Raw genomic sequence first — 16,516 nt, 5'->3', positions numbered from 1 at the left:
GGCTTATCAGCCCAAGTCGTCATGGCCGACGCCGCCTATGACGCCGATCATTTGCGCCAAGCCATCGCCGCCAAAGGCGCGCTCGCCGTCATCCCCAACAATCCGTCGCGCGCGCTCAAATACCCTCTCGACAAGCATTTCTATGCCCAGCGCCATCTCGTCGAATGCTGCTTCTCAAAGCTCAAGCAGTTCCGACGCGTCGCAACACGCTTCGAAAAGACGGCACGGAACTATCGCGCCGTCGTCACTCTCGCTGCCATTGTTCTATGGATGCGCTAATGTCCACACCACCTAGAGCTGATCGGCTGCTACGATTGCGGTGGCGATGTCTCATTTGCGGCCGGTGCATGCCCGCACTGCGGCTTGCGTGAGCCAGCCGGGGCCTTACGTGCAAAGCTGCAAAGAGCGACGCCGGCACCGGATCGAAGTGAAAAACGACCAGGCGCTAATAGGCATGACGGTCCTGTGCTCCGGGATCGGCTTCTTCTACGGCGGGCGATGATCGGCGTGCTTGTCGCCTTCGGTTACGGCCTGCTTGCCGCAGTCAACGTCCTTCGAGCCTTATTGGCGTCGGCAGAAACGGCTTGTCCTCAAACAACAAAGTTAAAGGCCGCTCTCAATCAGCAAGATCCCAGCAGGTGATCCGTGCGTACCGGGAATGATCGCTAACTTCCGAAATCCGACCCTGATTTGGTCCCCAGGCAGGGCCCTTCGACGGTCGGCGGACTGCCGTCCGCGATTCGGGTCACCGCCTATTCATGGTCTCTACTGAACGAGCACGGTGGGGTTGATCGTGCTTGTCGTCGAATATTCCTTTGACCCTTTGTAAAAGCCTGGTCGCGACTTCCTTTCGCAGCCCCGGCCTCGCACAGATGATAGCCCTTAGATCGGACAGTTGCGGCAGGTAGTAGTCGGGCGCTTGGACCAGATCGTCAGGCACGCAGAACGAAGGCAGCGCCGTCAGACCCATACCAAGGCGCACGGCTGACAGTCTCACCAGGTGGTCGGAGGCGTGAAGAACAATCTTGTAAGCCGATTCCATCCTGTCCAACTGAGCAATCATCCATTCGTGATCAGGAAGGGTTACTATCGGAATAGGAGCGCCCGGACGGTGGACGAATTCGCGCGAGCGAACCCAGGTGGCTGGGAACATCCGTTGTTCAAGGATGGTTTTTGAAAGATCGGAATCCACATCCGTAGCGAAAATGCAGGCTACGTCTATGTAGCCTTCGATCAGACCATTGCGGATCGCGCTGGAATGATCGGCGCGTATAAAGAGATCCGAAAAGTCGTCTTTTCCGGCCCGCTCCAAAAGTCTTTGAGCAAAGAGGCTGCTGAGGCCGACACGATGTACGGTCGCGTTGCCACGACCGGCAAGCCTGAGCATTTGGTCGTTAGCCTCGAGTATTATACGAGCCTGCTGGAGGACGAGTTCGCCGAGGTCGGTGGCGGTCGTGCCATTGGGCGTTTTGACAAACAGTTGCCCGCCAATCAGTCCCTGCAATCGCTTGACCTGAGCGGTGACCGCGGGCTGACTAAGCCCGAGCTTGCCTGCGGCTTTCGTCAAGCTGCCTGTCTCGGCTATGGCTACAACAGTACGAATTGACTCAATTGGAACGTTTAGCGCTCGCAGCATAATTTCGCACAGAATCATGAACCTGCATCGGTTCTACCACTGCGGTCACACTATCACACCGCAAAGAGCAACCCAAATGTCGGGTAAAGTAGCTGCCTGTACAGCAGTTGTGTACGCAACGTACCCCACGGCGCGCGCTCGCGCCTAATCACGACGACTCGTCGCCCCCCTGCAATGATCGACGGTCAACTCGCGTCCTCATCGTCGCCGCTATACCACGCGCCGCCGCTTGCAAGCGGTCGGGCGCGTGCTGTCTTTCTTTGGCATCCGATGCGCGGCTGCGGGTCCGCATGGCCGTTGCGGCCATCATCTCCCCACAGGCGTGCTGCCTGCTTTTCGATTCGATGAGGCTCGCAAAACCACGACATGCTGAACGCGGAAAACGCTTCAGGCTGCGAGCGCCGGCGCCGCGAACTGTGCTATTCAATCACCCACCGCCGAGCCGTTCTGTAAACTACGGCGGCGCCCGAGCAGTAACCTGTCGTTCAGCTGCGCTCTGCCGGTTCTTTCTCGTCCCGGCTTATTGCCCCCGAAAGCGCTGCTCGGTCGGTATGGGCTTCCGATACTTATTTGACGCTGCTCGCCGCTTTCATAGATGTGGATCACAATGCTTCGCGTCGTACGCGTTAAGCGGCCGCACAATGCTGAGCTTGCCATGGAAATCTCTTATTCGAGATCTTGCAGGCAAGAATGTCTGATCCAGGGCAAAATGAAGGGCCGAGATCGAAAAATCAGCTCACGTGCATAGCCGTCGATCGACCTGATCCTGCTTCTGGTTCTGTTCAGTCAAAAGCAGGCTGCTCTACCTGAGCACACGGTGCCTGGCCGCCTCGTATCTGGCTTGCGGCTGCTCCGTGCGCTGAAGAATCGATGCGGACGCGAGGTGCTCCGACTCTGCCTCGATGGCATCAGCCGCAGAATGCGGTCGTTGCCGGCAAGGCCCACGCTCTCGTTTGCGGTCTTATAAATGTCATCTTGCGCGGGCCAGTGCGGCGAGCGGCGGCCGACTGGCCGGCGCTCAGCTCCGGACAAGGTAGTGGCGATGATGCTCACGGCAACGAGACGAGGTCGATGACAAAGATTTTTTGTGAATGGACCCTGTTGTTCAGCGTTGCCTCCATCGCTTTTTGCCTCACCGCGAAAGCACAAGATCGCCGCATTGTTACCGAACCCGGAGCACCTCAAACGGTCTGCGACCGCCCGGTGCCGTCTGGTGGGAACGACACGGCGAGGCTGCAAGGTGCCATCGACCATTGCCCCGCCGGTGCTGCGGTTTATCTGGCGCGTGGCGAGTTCCGGTCAGGTCCACTCGATATGAAATCGGGCGTGACCTTATGGATCGGACGCGGTGCAACGCTTTTCGCGATCCCCGAGCCAGCTGCTTACGACAAGGGCCGCGGACAGTGTGGTCACATCGCAGTTAAAGGCGACGGTTGCCGGCCGTTCATCAGCTTTTCCAAAACGCGCGGCGGCGGCATCTATGGCGACGGCATCATCGATGGCCAGGGTGGCGCACCCATGGCCGGAAGCGCCGAAACCTGGTGGCAGCTGGCCCGTCGCGCGCAGGCCGAGGGGGGAAACCAGAACGCTCCGCGTTTGATCCAGATCGATCATGCGCAGGACATCATGGTGTCTCGCGTCACCTTGCGCAATGCGCCAAATTTTCACGTCGCGATGAACCGGGTCGAAGGTGCCACGTTCTGGGGCCTCACGATCGATGCACCGGCCGATGCCCGCAATACCGACGGCATCGATCCTGGCGCCAGCCAGGATGTAACCATTACCCACAGTTTTATCCGCACTGGCGACGATAACGTGGCCATCAAAGCGGGCGACAATGGCGCAACCCGCCATATCTCCATCACCGATAACTATTTCGGCTGGGGGCACGGGATGTCGATCGGCAGCGAGGTGAATTCCGGTGCCAGCGACATCCTGGTGCGCAACCTGACCCTGGACGGAACGACATCTGGACTGCGCATCAAGAGCGATGTCAGTCGCGGCGGCCTGGTCGAGCGAGTGACTTATGAGAACGTATGTCTGCGGGGTAACCGATGGCCGGTCACGTTCGACACGAAATACGATCCACGTGCCCAAGGCATGAGAATTCCGGTCTATCGCCAGATTGTTCTGCGCCATGTGCATGGCGAAAATGGTGCGCTGCTGATGCGTGGAGTCGACGATAGGCACGCCCTTGATGTGGCGCTCGAGGATGTTCGGTTTGCCGACACCGCGACCTGGCAGCTCGAGCATGCCAATGTGACGGCCGATCATTCTGACGTGTCGCCGCCTCTGCCCGGGCGAGCCACAGGACAGCTGTCGCGCGGATGGGAGGGATGTGCCAGAGCATTCCGCGACCGTATTGAGTAAGTGCATGCCGAACCTTTAGGCCGGTCAGATCCCCCTTTGATGCGGCTTTGAGTTCCTGGAATAAGAGGCTACGACGCTGGCGCCTCATTGCGGACGACCGACGGGGTTTGGTGCGGTCGGACATTTCCGTTAGTCGTGCGCGAGTTCCGGATCGGTGAGGAAACGTATTGACCAGACTCAGCTGCCGTATCGCCGCGGCACTTTGTACCGACTGCATGGAGCGTGCAGCGCGCCAATAAGAGTGAGATCACATGCGAGTTTCTGTGCTGTTCGCTGCGGTTCTGGCCGGATATGTCTGCATCTCGACGGCCCATGCTCAGCCACTTTTTGTCTCGCGTGCCGAGAGGGCGGCCTATCACTCCGTTCAAGCAGCCATCGACGCATTACCGGCCCAAGGCGGGGATATCCAAATCGCGCCCGGCATTTACCGCGAGAAGGTCAAGGTCTCTAAATCTGGTGTTCATATTAGGGGCTCCGGCAAGAGGCCGGATGATACGGTCATTGTGTATGGCGACGGGGCGATCAATGTCGGAGGAACCGCTCATTCTGCGACGCTGGACGCCTCCGGTGATGATTTCCGGCTCGATAATCTAACGATCCAAAACGACTACGCGCTCAATCCGGCCAATTCATCTTCGCAGGCGGTGGCGCTGTCGGTTACCGGAGACAGGGACGTTATCACCCGCGTCCGCCTGCTCGGCGCCCAGGACACCCTGTTCGCCAGCAAGGGGCCGAACGGCCGAATGTCGCGGCAATACTTCGGGAGCTGTTACATCGAGGGGCATGTCGATTTCATATTTGGCGATGCCAAGGCCTATTTCCGGCAGTGTGAGTTACACGGCTTAGCCAATCAAGCGGTCGTGTATACCGCACAGAGCAAAGGCACGCCGGACGAGGACAGCGCCTATGTTTTCGACCATTGCAGGCTGACCGCCGATCCCGCCGCGGGCTATGTTGCGCTTGGCCGGCCTTGGCGCCCCTACGCTACAGTGATTTTCCTGTCGACGAAGATGGATGCACCGGTCATGGCGGAAGGCTGGCGCGAATGGACTCCGGGCCAAACCAATAAACTGAGGACCGCCAACTATGCCGAATACAAATCTTCCGGCATCGGGGCCAATCCCGCAGGCCGTGAGCCTCACTCTCATCAACTGACCGATAGCGAAGCCGCGAAATGGTCGCTCAGCGCGTTCTTCGGAGATGCCACAGATTGGCTGTCCGGCGTACCACCAAGATAGGACATAAAGACACGTTCTCGAAGAAGGCGTTTTTTGACGCCATGACGCCGTCCCAGCATGGACGACGGCGACGTAAGCTTTTGTTGGATTCGAGCGGACTATCCGCGGCGGCTGAACAGCAGGCAGGCTGCGATGCCACAGCAGGCAGGCTTTATGTTGTATCTTTCAGAAGAACTTACGCGATCACGACTGCTTGGGGCGAGATCTTGGTCTCGTCAGCTTTTCGAAAGCTTGCGGCCGCACAATCGCGGCTGATTGTCGCCGAAACTGCTGCCGCCTGACCGGAGTTCAAACTTCGGCCGGCTTGTGCAGGACCCTCTACCATTGGAAGGAAAGCAGGATGGATCCAGTCGACCCATTCTTCGATTCAGGAGCCTGGATGGAGCAGTACGCCGCCCAACAGGAGCGGGCAGGGCAACGAAGGGGCAACGCAGGCCAGCAAGGTAACTTTGAGCGGCAGATGGCGGATTTGCAGCTCGATTCGTCTGACGCGAGCTATCTACCCTCAGCTTCACAAGATAGGGCGCCTGGAAGAGGCGGTCGGGCGGTCCGGCGGGACGATTTCGGCGGCTCGATGCGGATGCCGCCGCATGCCGCTCTTAGGGACAGCGCGCTCGGCGGGACTCGCCGCAGCGTCGACATTCCCCGTATTCAACTCGGAGCCTCGGCGCAACTGCCGCAGTTCAGTCTGCAGGATGATCTGTTCAGCAGTGCGCGCTACTCTATGCCGGATTCGGAGTCCGCGGTTCAGGCCAAGAGTGGCAAAAGCCGTGGACTATGGGCGCGCTTCAAGTCGGGAGTGGGCAAAGCCTTCGGGGGGAGCAGCAGCGAAAAGTCGTCGCGTGAGGAGACGCAGCCTGAGGTCTTCTCAACGAAATTTCGAGTGGATCACGCCAGGCAGCCGGGCCGGGCTCGCGGCGGGCCAGTCCCTGCGGCGGACGAGACGCTCATAACGGATTTCAGAAACAGAGCGGCCGGCAACCTAAGCGATGGCACCATCAAGAATGCGGCAGCCGATCTGCGCCATTTGAGCGCGCGCCTGAGTGCGAACGGCAGGCCATCGATTGCCGATCGAATTCGCCGCGAATTGGAAAACGCGCAACTGGAAAATCCGGAGGTGGAAAACTATCAGCTGGAAGCTGAGCTTGATGCAGATGTGGAGACGTATGCAAATGACCGCGGCAGGCGCATCAAGGCGGCCTTGAAAAAGCTCCGGGAGGTCGGTGCCGGAAACACCTTGTTCGCCGACATCCGCCGTCTGGAACCTTATCCTGCGGACGCAACACTCATCCGCATGTGGGCCGCAGCGGAAAGGGCGACAGGCAGGGTCGAGCCGGAGACAGCCGATCGTCAGGCGCGTCGCCTTTCGAGGTTGAGTGACTGGCTGCGATCGCACCACAGGCCCGCGATGGCTGACCGGCTCTTCACCCCAGAGCTCGCACAGGATGTCGAGGCGTACAAGCAAGAAACCCAGGACAGCAAAATCAACCCCGATTTGCTCAGGCTTGGGCGCTACCAGCAAATCCTTGAGGCGAACAGGGCGCTCGGATTGGATCCCGAGGACGGTGGGCAGCCTGCTGGCGAAGGCGCTGCACACGCGCACTTGCCGCAGGAACTGCCGGCGACGCCTGCCACGCCGAGCGCGGGAGCTTGGGATTGGCTCGGCGAGCAGATCCACGGACCGAGCTCATCACTGCCGGCGCCGTACCACATTTCGCAGGCCGGTCCCTCGCAGCAGCGTCCCTTAATGCCAGCCTCCGCCAGCGGTGCTGCGTGGGATTGGACGAGCGAGCAGGCCCACGGACCAGCCTCATCGGCGCCTCGCTGGGCTCCACAGCCGGATCTACCGCTCGGGCTTCCTGCAACTCCAGCCAGCTTGAGCCAAGGCGCTTGGGATTGGCTCGGGCAACATATGCAGGAAGGTGGGTCACCGTCGTCCGTCAGGCCTCGGTCGTCAAACATCTACAGCGGTCTCGATCCCCTGATTGATCTGGATCCGCCTACACCGCATGACTTGCGTGACGATGCACGTTCAGTGCCGGCGCCTGAATTTGGCGGAACGCCCTCGTTCGCTCGACCCTCAGGGGCCGTGCAGGGACTGCGGGACATTGGGGCCATCGTTGGGCCGGACTGGCGCCACGGCTCCCAGGCGGCTGAAGACGTCTTGGTTGACGTCCTGGGCAACATCAATCTGCTGCCAAACCAGTTCGGGCCAAGTCAGTTTATGATCAACGATGAGCGCTACTCGGCCACGTTCGGACCAGGAGGGCGCGGGGATGTCCGCCTGATCCATCACCCGCGCGCAAGCCAGCTAAATCAACCCGGGCCATCGGAACCGCTCCATCAGCCCCCGCAGATGGTCGGAGCCAGTCAGCCTCGTGAAGGTGCGGTGGACCTTGGGTATCTGATCCGCGGCGGATGGGAGCATCGTGAACGGTTCCTTCCGCCCTACCTTGTGCGCGTCCTCGAGGGCCAGCGCATCATGCCGGAGGCCGGACGCCCGACCTATTTCGACATCCGCGGCGTGCCTTACAGGGGCGAGTTGGTCGAAAGCGAGGGGCGCCGGCGCGTTCGCATTCATCCTGAGCTTGGCTGAGGGACGTAGGTCGGCTGCAAATCTCGGGCCTGGGCGGCTCCGCGCGCGCGTTCAACAGCGCGGCCCTGGAGGAGGACGTATCATTCGAAGTGGGGAAGGGGCATGGCCAGAGCAGTCCAGCCGCCCCTTTTCAGAATCGATCAAGCTCGGCGGATTTTGTGCTCCATCTCTCAGGCTTTCACAAATCGCCCGCCAATCAATCCGTCGCTCAATAAGCGCAACAGTTCGAACCTATTCGTGCCCGAGCGCCCACAGCCCGGAGCGCAGACGATCGCAAGAGCAAAAAGAATGTGGCGGAGCTCGCCAACAATACGAGTTTGCCGACGCCCTATCCGTGATCGCAAAGCCGAACTTCGCTGAGAGACGTTGGCATCCTTCACACGGGCCGGGCGTTTGCCGCAATTGAGGGTCCTTGCAGTACGTTGCAATCACCTCTTACGCTCGACACCCCCCTAAGGTGACCGCTCGATCCGGCGAGCCGATCGTAGTGAGGTGGACTTAAATCGGCAAACTCTTGTATAGCTCGCTCCCTCTTTCTTTATACCGATCACCCACCTGCATATAATTGAACATTGGTATCCAGCCAGCTATCCGAGCGCAGCCTCTAGGTGGCAATTGCCTCCACGATCATCGCTTGGATCGAACTCCCTGGAGCAAAGCCGCAGCAGCCAATGATTGATGCATCGCTAAATGTAACCCAATCGGCTGTGCCTGGTACGCCAGAGGCAAACGATCGCGATCTTGCCTTGGATTTCGCCAAGGGAGTGCTGATCGTGTTGGTGATCGTCGGTCACCTGATCCAATATATCCTTTACCGAGGTGAAGGCTTCTGGGATTCGCCATGCTTCAAATGGATCTACATGTTCCACATGCCTCTTTTTATGGCGATAAGTGGATACCTCTCTTGCCGCGCGCTGTTGCGAAAGTCGTTGACGCAATCCGTCGGCGATCGGGCGACGCAGCTCTTGCTGCCCATGCTGTTTTGGTACGCTCTCCTGGAGATAGCAAAGGTTGCCGTGCTTCCCGGCGCACCCGACGCAACAGGCGAGATTCTGCTGTTTCTAAATGATGTCGCCGGCGCATACTGGTTTATCTGGGCAGCGTTCGTTTGTTTTCTTCTCGTAAAGATTCTTTCGATCTTCGATCGTTGCTCGCCCTGGATCCTATTCGTATCAGTCGTACTGGTCGTGCTTGCGCCTCTGACATTATCCATATTTCCTCTCATAAAGTACACTTACCCGTTCTTCTGTCTTGGCTTCTCAGTTGCGCAATCGAGAAACTGGTGGGCGAGCATAACGCGACCTTACAGGCTGCTCTGGATCGTGACTCTGTCCATAGTGGCGCTGGTATGTTTTCTAGCTTGGCGCAAAGACACTTACGTCTACAACAATCTCGCCCTGGTCCAAGATATGCAGTCGGCGAAGAATGTGCTTCTGATGTTTTTCGGCTCTGCAGCGGCTTCGGCGCTCATGATTGAGTTCTTCCTCCAATGCTGGAGATTTGGCCGCTCAAACCCGGTGGTCCGCTTTATCGCCGTCGAAATAGGACAAGGCACACTAGTGCTGTACTTGATTCAGGGGACGGTATTTCGTCTCATGGATTCGATGCAGTACGCAGAACCGTCGGATCTCACAACCAAGTTGGCTGAGGCGGGACTTCTTGGCGGAGCGATTGTTCTGGTCTCGCTAATGGTGCGCCGGACAGTGCGCGACATTCCCTGTCTGTCTCAGTTCATTCTAGGAACTTCATCCCGCGCCCTCGCGGGTCAGGCCGCGCGCAAGCAAAGCTAGCCGACATCTGGTCAGAGGCTCTTTAGTCGTTGGAGAGCCGACCTTCGGGGCGCTCCTCGCGACCTCCAGCCGGTGAGGTGACAGAAACAGCGCGTAATTTTGACGAATCAGGTCGGGGGGCCGAATTAATGGCTTCCTCGACGAACTAGAAGAATATCAGCGTAGACACCAACAGATCTAACGCGTGCTCCGTTTGGGCCGTATGTGTGATGCTTGTCGGATTATGGATGTATGACAGTCCGAGGGTTGCATATATCCCTGGAGCGAGATGCGCGATGTATGTTCCTGTAATTGCAGTTGTATCGCGATGCGCAAGCTGTCCTTTCGCCAAGGCCGCATCCACTGCAACCTTGCTCCAGGCGGTGTTGCTCGCGACGAGACTAATCAGATCAGTAGGTCGGCTATCAAAAGGCCCCTTCGCATAAAGACGAAGCTCGTAATACTGGCTGATCCTGTTGAGATCAGGCGGAGCTCCCATGATCGAGAATCCGCCATAAATGCCGCGAGATGGCGTCCCCTCAACGTCACTCTGCCAGAGCTGCCGGTCAGCGGCGATGTAATAAAAGTTATTCCCGCTCTGCCTTTGTTGATCCGGATCTGCCAAACTCTTGTAACGGCCGCTGTTGAAACCAACGCCCGCCCGCAGCCACGTGTCAGCTACGCCGGGAGCGGCCTTGCTCTTGTAGCCAAGTTCATCAACGAAAAGAATACCTGTGTTGGCCGCGCTCCAGTTCAGGCCGCTCGGATTCTCTGTTATCTCGGCATAAGGACCGTCCGGACTGATGGAGCGCTGCATGGAGGCTTTGTTGTACAGGTGATCATCAAGATTGTACTTCAGGTTGACGGCGGGAGTCGGTGCGGCGTTGGTGCTCATCCCTGCTTGGAATAAGGCAAACATATTTGATCCTGAAACGCCTGCGAACAACGTGCCGGTGAACTCATTCGCATTTCGGAGATAGCCAAGTTTGAGTTCGAACTTCCTGTCGAGGAAGGTTTGATAATATGCGAGTGTATTCAATCCCACTCGATCCGGTCCCGGGCGCTTCCATGTCCAGTATTGCTGCTCGGCACCCACGACAATCTGGCCATCGGGAATGCCAAGCCGGCTGAGATCATAGGTGACGATCAGGAAGTTCGCCGTAGCAAACGTCGGATTTTGCCCCATGTAGAGCTGGTTCGCGATGCTGGTTCTCGCCGCATTCGGCAGCTGGTTATTTGCAAAGATGTTATGCGTCCAGCCGATATAGCCGATGCCAATGTCTGCCAGCGCGGATCTAACGCCGCTCTTGTCCTGATCAACCGTGTCGGCAGGGCCGGGTATGTTGAGCCAGATCCCTTTTTCTCGGAAAGTATCGAAGCGTGCGAAGGGATCGATCCTTTTTTGCGTTCGTGTCTGGGCGCCTCGATCGGAGCTGCCGCGCTTGATGAGAGGCAGGTTGGGAGCTGATGCCAGCGCCGAGGCACGAAGTTGAACTGGCTCATTGACCGTGCCGACCCGGAGCTTTGTGGCCATGTCGTGGGCTCTCGGCGTTCTCCTCCTGGTAACTTGTGCCGCAGAGTTGCTTTTGGCATCAGGCTCGTCGGCAGTTTGTGCCAAGACAGGCATGCCAACCAGACAAGCCGCGAGCGAAAGTGCGGCGGTAAGGCGCCGCTGCGCCTCGCTTGATCGCAAGCTGCAGGCAAGTGCGGCCGTAGCCAAAGATGTTTGAGGCGTCGTCGCCGCAATAAAGCAATCACCCACAGTGTACTTCGTGTCCTCTCTTGCGAGCCATGAACAGATTGAAAGCCGGCCTCAATGGCCAGAGCGGCGTCCAAGCGCTGGCCTCTGAGGCGCGGCACGACGCTGTACCGCCAGGAGGTTCGTAATCCCGGCGAGGTCACCTCTAATCTGTGCCCGCGAAAATCTTGTCTCAACGGCCATGATTGAGCCCAGGAGATCGGAGGGATCCGGTTTCGAGCTACTTTGGTGGCTGTGGGCAAACTGTTGGTGAGTCCGCCCGCTCCGTCGGCGCGGAAAATCTGTGATGCATTCCGAGTTCCTAGACCTGTGACGCGCGGCGTTGGTGGGCCACGCTTGCCATCTGTCCGTCGTCTCCATCAACCTGCCAAAATTGGTAGTTGGCCATGTCCAACGCTTCCCGCTCCAATGGCGAGGTAGCTTGGGCGCCAGTTGGTGCGCCTTGAGCAGCGGTCGGCCGTGAAGTTGCCGGTCTCAGCAGCACGGAAAGGCGAGAAGCAGACCTTGAAGGGAAATAGCGGTCGGTTCACATCAACGGCCGGCAGGGTAAGAAAACCTGCAAGGTTCTCTTGAATGATGCGAAAATGCTGCACGATAACCGTGAAGACGAGAACTATTTCTTACCGCTGGCCCTATGATGCAGGAACCCGCGTCATCTGTTCGCTTTGCCTGGGACAAGATGAGCCGCTTCATCGGAGCAGCGAGTTTGCGAAGAATGACGTTGTCGGCGGCCGCGCTTTGCTGGGAGTCGTGACTTCAGCCATCTCTCGCGTCAAGGAAGCAAGCCTGTCGAAACGGGAATAGTCGGGTAGGGGACAATGGAGATGATTGATCAGGCGGCCGCTTCGGATTTGCGGCCGCTATTATACGGCACGTCAAAACGCATTCGCTGGGGTTTGATGTTTCTGGTTGTCCTCGTCGGCTTGTGTTCAGCAGCAGCCCATTTTGGAGGGAGCCTCGCAAGGGTTGTCGAGACGCCGCCAGCCGGGTTCGCCGATTCGGCGGCGGGCCTATCACCGGAGGACAGGACATCCCTGACCGAGATACGTTGGGCGCAGCAGAAGGCGAGCGAGGATATTGCGGAACTCAGCCGCCTCATCGATGCTCAGCGGAAGGACCTTAAAGGGATCTTAGATCGCATCACGGTGCTGACTTCGCGGATTGATTCCTTGCAGATTCCAGCACCTGTCGCTTCCGATCCCTCCGTTATTTCTTCGTCGCCGGCACAAGCTGCTTCGAGTCCGGCCAAGAAGCGCGTCGAGAGGTCCAAACCACAGGGGCCTGTTTCCGTCGGAGGTGCGCCAGTGATCGCTGGACAGAAGACGGGCGAGCCTTGACGCCTCGAGTTGCTGCGCGGAGCCAGCCACGTTTGGCGGCGGTGGGCTGCCCAGTCACGCTGATCCTGTCTTACCGAGCGAGCGTGCCGCCGACGCGTAAGGCATCAGGAATGCGGATAGGTCCTTGATCACTTCAGCGAGCGTGCCGGGTCGAAAAGCCACGTCTTCAACGAATGAATTCCACTGCTGAATTTTCGTTGGGTCTTCCGCAAACGCAGTTGTCAGCGCATCCGGAGCACTTGAGGGAATGTCAGTCTTCCGTCGAGCGAATGTCGCGGCGATGGCTCGTGGGAGTTTGCCGTCCTTGAATTCGAAGTTGCGCGATAAAACCAAGACGTCATACAAGTCTTTCATGCGGCTATTGGCCCGACCCAACATAACCAACGCCTGAAATTTCTCGGCGATAACCGTTTCGCGGGCGTAGGCCCGGAGATGTGGCGCCGGGAAGTCCAAGAGAACGGGCAGATCCATTTCCTGAAGACCCGGCTCAACGGAGTCGCCAAAGGCGATATCAATCACGATCCGAATTTTGGCGGTTTCGATCGTAGCGTTGGCTGTAATGCGCAGCCCGCCGCATTCGGTTTCTTCACGGATACGGTGGACCTTTACGCTGTTCTGATTCAAAGACAACGCCATCATTAAGGGAGACCATGCAGATCTCCTGGAAGATGCGGACCATATCCTCTTGATCGTCTTTGCCAGTGGCCAGAAAGTCCAGGTCTCTTGTCGGGCGTAGCGGATCTTCGAACCACTTCGTAAGCAGCATCGCTCCTTTCAGAACGAAACGGTCGCGGTGCTTGGTTTGACTCAGGCGATAAAGAGTCGCTCGAGAACGTAATTGTTGAGCAGCAGATCGAATGGCTGACGACGCTCCTTTGAGAGGTTGAGCAACCGCGTCCGAACCGACGCGCCCATGTTCTTGATCGGAGGTGTTGGCTTCTTAGGCATTGGTCGTCATAGCCTCGAGATACGGCTGAACGACCTTCCAGGTACCAGCTTCATTTGCGTACCGGGCGATCTCGGCAGGGGTCGCTTGGCGCTGTCGCAGGGCTTCTCTGAGGCCCTCGAGCGCGAGATTGAGGCCGGGACTCTTTCGATACCGCTTTCCGGCGCTCCGGCGATAACGAAATAGGTCGACTACTGTTTTGGCAGGATTGTAGACGCGTACCCGTACGCCTTCGATCTTGTGCTCTGTAATGCCAGAGGTCAGAACCTTCTCTCCGAAACGCACAAATTGGATGGGCGGGGTATCGGTTCGCGGCAGCCGATCCTTTGAGCCGATGGCCATCCAAACGAGCGATGGAATCGTATCAGTCAGTCCGTGAAACGCCAGCGCAGAGGTGAGGCAGATAACGCCTCTTGGGACGAGCTTGGCGGCCTCAGCCAGGACATGATGGGTGTCGAACGAGGCGTCTGGAAGCTGGTACAGTCCCCTGCTGAGCTGAAGGACGAGTCCCTTCTCCTTCATTCGGGATACGGTTGCCGCCGTAATGCCCGCCTTCTTAAATTCAGAAAGGCGAAGCATCCCCTGCTTCTTCAGTAGGGTTATGGCGCGATCCTGCTGGGTCTTAGGGAAGGATAGCATCCTAGCATTGTGATACAAAATGTCGGATTTGTCAATATTTTATCCGACGATTGGTATCGTAAACTAATCGCATTGTTCGCGCCTGCGGACCTTGGAGGCGCGAGCGGCTGATCTTCCCGCGGGCACGACTACACCTCAACCTGGCAACAAAGAAGCGGTGCCGCATTAGTCGGCGTGCGACCAAGTTTTCTCAATATCTCCGAGCCAGGGCAAAGATGCCTTAGACGCGGATCTTAAAGTTCCACCAGCTGCCGTGGCGGCGCCAAGTACCTGTCGAGAGTTCGATTAGTCAGCAGATTTCCCTTTATTTCGATCCGCATCTCTCGGCATTTGAACCGAATTTAAATCTTCCCTTCAAGCGTCTACCCGCGGCTTCTTCCGATCACTCGTCGCGACGAGCGCCATGCTTTGGATCTGCTCACATGCATGGCTTTGCTAATAGGGTGTGCGGTCGAGATGAGCATCGAATGCAGCAGCCACAGCGCGGATGACAAAACGGTGCTCCTGCTTGACGCGGATGAAACCGTCCTGGATCTCCACTATCCCGTCCTCAGTGAGCATTTCCAAGCGATCAGCTGACTCAAGAAAAGCGATCGGATCAAATCCGTGGGCAGCACACAGTGCCGGCACGTCGGCCTGCAAATCGCACATCAAGCGCTCGATGATTGCAGCCCGCAGCCGATCTTCCTCAGTGAGACAGTATCCTTTCGACATAGCCAGACGACCTGCCCTGATGTGCTGGTTATAGGAAGCAGTCACGACCTCGTTCTGGACGTAGCCGTCACGGAGACGCCCGATGGCTGACGGACCAAAGCCGATCACAGTTTTACAGGTATCGGCCGAATAGCCCAACGAATTGCGGCGCAGCCGACCAGCTTTCTGGGCCAGCACTAGCTCGTCGTCCGGCAAGGCGAAATGGTCGAGCCCGATTTGGTGGTAGCCGGCGGAGATCAGCGTATCTGCCACGGCCGCGGCTTGCTCGGCTCGAGCGATATTGTCAGGCAGCGCCGCCTCATCGATCTGGCGCTGACGTTTCATATAGGAGGGAACGTGGGCGTAGCCGAAAACCGCGAGCCGGTCGGGCCGCATGGCAACAGCCGTCCTCGCCGAGTCCACGCAGGACTGCACCGTCTGATGCGGCAGTCCGAAGAGCAGGTCGAAGTTGATGCGGCTTATTCCATGCTGGCGAAGGCTTTCGACTGCAGAAGCCGCCTGGGCCTCGCTTTGGAGCCGATTGACCGCCTTTTGAACCACGGGGTCAAAGCTTTGCACGCCGATGCTCGCGCGGTTCACGCCGGCCGCCCCCAAGGCGTCCGCCATCTCTGTCGTGAACGCGCGCGGGTCGATTTCGATGGCGACGGCAGCCGACTTACTGAAGGCAAAATAGCGACGTAGGAGTTCCATCAGAGCTAGAAAATCGACTGGCGCAATGCTGGCCGGTGTTCCGCCGCCGAAATGCACGTCGCGGACGGGCAGGGCGCGCGGCAGTTGGTCTGCAACCAAGCGAATCTCCTCCCGTAGCGCCGCCAAATAATTGCGAATTGGCCGCTGGCCGCGAATAACGCTCGTAGGAAAGCCGCAGTACCAGCAGATCGATTGGCAGAAAGGGACGTGGAGATAGAGCGATACGGGTTCATCCGGCGGCAGCCGTCTCAACCAAGTCTCACAAGTCTCGGCGCCGATGGTCGTGGAGAAATCCGGTACAGTTGGGTAGACGGTGTACCAAGGCAGGCGAGCATCGCAATACTTGTTCAGGAGTGCGGTCTGCAAGGCTTCGTTCCCGTGCTCATACAGACCTGAAGCTGAACCATGCGCTCTGCTGTGTCTTTGCGTTATGTCAACTCGCTCAAACTTGGTCGCGACATCTCGATCACGTTCTCGATATCATTGCCAACTTATCAGGGACCGAGGTTGGCGTGAGAGACATCCACGTTTGGATGCTCGTGCGAAGGATGAACTTCTCACACGCACATGGCCGATAGCCGCTAGTTCGACCAACCTGCGCGCAGGAACTTCGCAGGGACCATTCAGTGCAGTCGATGGGCCGAGCGGCTTGTCGCTCCTCTTCCCCGCCAGGGCGCACCTCTCGGATGAAATGCCGCGAGCAGGATGCGTCCGGCTGGCGATGCTATGGACAGTAAGTTGCTGTTGGATGGCGCCGACAAGTGCGAGATCATAGAACTTGACGCTACGTGAGATTCAAGTCCTTTGGAGCCGCGCATGAAA

Annotated in this window: 12 protein-coding genes; 6 read left to right on the top strand and 6 right to left on the bottom strand. The window is 58.2% G+C overall.

Annotated elements, in window-relative coordinates; genetic code table 11:
• The coding region (locus tag J6525_RS22325; protein WP_225646291.1) for a transposase at nucleotides 1-279 on the top strand (279 nt) is incomplete at its 5' end.
• 466 nt (nucleotides 280-745) lie between these two features.
• On the opposite strand, the gene J6525_RS22320 is transcribed toward J6525_RS22325, so the two are convergent.
• Complete coding sequence (locus J6525_RS22320) at nucleotides 746-1,636, bottom strand: LysR family transcriptional regulator (RefSeq protein ID WP_225646302.1); 891 nt, start codon at nucleotides 1,634-1,636, stop codon at nucleotides 746-748.
• A gap of 1,071 nt (nucleotides 1,637-2,707) precedes the next feature.
• Between J6525_RS22320 and J6525_RS22315 the strand changes: the two genes are divergently transcribed.
• The 4 genes from J6525_RS22315 (at nucleotide 2,708) to nolL (ending at nucleotide 9,630) form a co-directional block, all read left to right on the top strand.
• A complete protein-coding gene (locus J6525_RS22315; protein WP_225646290.1) occupies nucleotides 2,708-4,006 on the top strand; it encodes a glycoside hydrolase family 28 protein in 1,299 nt (432 codons plus the stop codon).
• Between the two features lie 251 nt (nucleotides 4,007-4,257).
• Nucleotides 4,258-5,244 (top strand): pectinesterase family protein, encoded by a 987-nt coding sequence (locus J6525_RS22310; RefSeq protein WP_225646289.1) that lies wholly within the window; start codon nucleotides 4,258-4,260, stop codon nucleotides 5,242-5,244.
• A 340-nt stretch (nucleotides 5,245-5,584) separates the two neighbouring features.
• Complete coding sequence (locus J6525_RS22305) at nucleotides 5,585-7,840, top strand: hypothetical protein (RefSeq protein WP_225646288.1); 2,256 nt, start codon at nucleotides 5,585-5,587, stop codon at nucleotides 7,838-7,840.
• Nucleotides 7,841-8,511: 671 nt separating this feature from the next.
• On the top strand, nucleotides 8,512-9,630 hold the full coding sequence (gene nolL / locus J6525_RS22300; protein ID WP_225646301.1) for a nodulation factor fucose acetyltransferase NolL: 1,119 nt from the start codon (nucleotides 8,512-8,514) through the stop codon (nucleotides 9,628-9,630).
• 145 nt (nucleotides 9,631-9,775) lie between these two features.
• On the opposite strand, the gene J6525_RS22295 is transcribed toward nolL, so the two are convergent.
• A complete protein-coding gene (locus tag J6525_RS22295) occupies nucleotides 9,776-11,371 on the bottom strand; it encodes a carbohydrate porin (protein WP_376708543.1) in 1,596 nt (531 codons plus the stop codon).
• An 821-nt stretch (nucleotides 11,372-12,192) separates the two neighbouring features.
• On the opposite strand from J6525_RS22295, the gene J6525_RS22290 reads away from it, so the two are divergent.
• Nucleotides 12,193-12,705 (top strand): hypothetical protein, encoded by a 513-nt coding sequence (locus J6525_RS22290; protein ID WP_225646286.1) that lies wholly within the window; start codon nucleotides 12,193-12,195, stop codon nucleotides 12,703-12,705.
• 54 nt (nucleotides 12,706-12,759) lie between these two features.
• Here J6525_RS22290 and J6525_RS22285 read toward each other — a convergent pair whose 3' ends face one another.
• The 4 genes from J6525_RS22285 to hemN form a co-directional block, all read right to left on the bottom strand.
• Nucleotides 12,760-13,329, bottom strand: coding sequence for a nucleotidyl transferase AbiEii/AbiGii toxin family protein (locus tag J6525_RS22285; protein WP_312009818.1), 570 nt, complete (start codon nucleotides 13,327-13,329; stop codon nucleotides 12,760-12,762).
• Nucleotides 13,292-13,471 carry a nucleotidyl transferase AbiEii/AbiGii toxin family protein gene (locus J6525_RS47280; RefSeq protein ID WP_312009817.1) on the bottom strand — a complete coding sequence of 60 codons (180 nt, stop codon included), beginning with the start codon at nucleotides 13,469-13,471 and terminating at the stop codon, nucleotides 13,292-13,294. The genes J6525_RS22285 and J6525_RS47280 overlap by 38 nt, the downstream gene beginning before the upstream one ends.
• A 174-nt stretch (nucleotides 13,472-13,645) precedes the next feature.
• Nucleotides 13,646-14,290, bottom strand: a complete 645-nt coding sequence (locus J6525_RS22280; RefSeq protein ID WP_225646285.1) for a type IV toxin-antitoxin system AbiEi family antitoxin domain-containing protein — start codon at nucleotides 14,288-14,290, stop codon at nucleotides 13,646-13,648.
• Between the two features lie 435 nt (nucleotides 14,291-14,725).
• Entirely contained in the window at nucleotides 14,726-16,060 is a 1,335-nt protein-coding gene (gene hemN / locus J6525_RS22275) for an oxygen-independent coproporphyrinogen III oxidase (RefSeq protein WP_225646284.1), read from the bottom strand.
• Between the last annotated feature and the right edge of the window lie 456 nt (nucleotides 16,061-16,516).

The sequence above is a fragment of the Bradyrhizobium australafricanum genome (assembly GCF_020329495.1).
GTDB lineage: Bacteria > Pseudomonadota > Alphaproteobacteria > Rhizobiales > Xanthobacteraceae > Bradyrhizobium > Bradyrhizobium australafricanum.
The sequence above is the reverse complement of the archived record's forward strand: the minus strand, read 5'-3'. Positions and strand labels throughout refer to the sequence as shown.

Bases quoted from the DNA above. Each gene is read 5' to 3' on its own strand.
- J6525_RS47280 (WP_312009817.1), bottom strand. From the start codon at position 13,471: ATGCTGCTTACGAAGTGGTTCGAAGATCCGCTACGCCCGACAAGAGAC.
- J6525_RS22310 (WP_225646289.1), top strand. From the start codon at position 4,258: ATGCGAGTTTCTGTGCTGTTCGCTGCGGTTCTGGCCGGATATGTCTGC.
- J6525_RS22280 (WP_225646285.1), bottom strand. From the start codon at position 14,290: ATGCTATCCTTCCCTAAGACCCAGCAGGATCGCGCCATAACCCTACTG.
- J6525_RS22320 (WP_225646302.1), bottom strand. From the start codon at position 1,636: ATGCTGCGAGCGCTAAACGTTCCAATTGAGTCAATTCGTACTGTTGTA.
- nolL (WP_225646301.1), top strand. From the start codon at position 8,512: ATGATTGATGCATCGCTAAATGTAACCCAATCGGCTGTGCCTGGTACG.
- J6525_RS22305 (WP_225646288.1), top strand. From the start codon at position 5,585: ATGGATCCAGTCGACCCATTCTTCGATTCAGGAGCCTGGATGGAGCAG.
- J6525_RS22290 (WP_225646286.1), top strand. From the start codon at position 12,193: ATGATTGATCAGGCGGCCGCTTCGGATTTGCGGCCGCTATTATACGGC.
- J6525_RS22315 (WP_225646290.1), top strand. From the start codon at position 2,708: ATGACAAAGATTTTTTGTGAATGGACCCTGTTGTTCAGCGTTGCCTCC.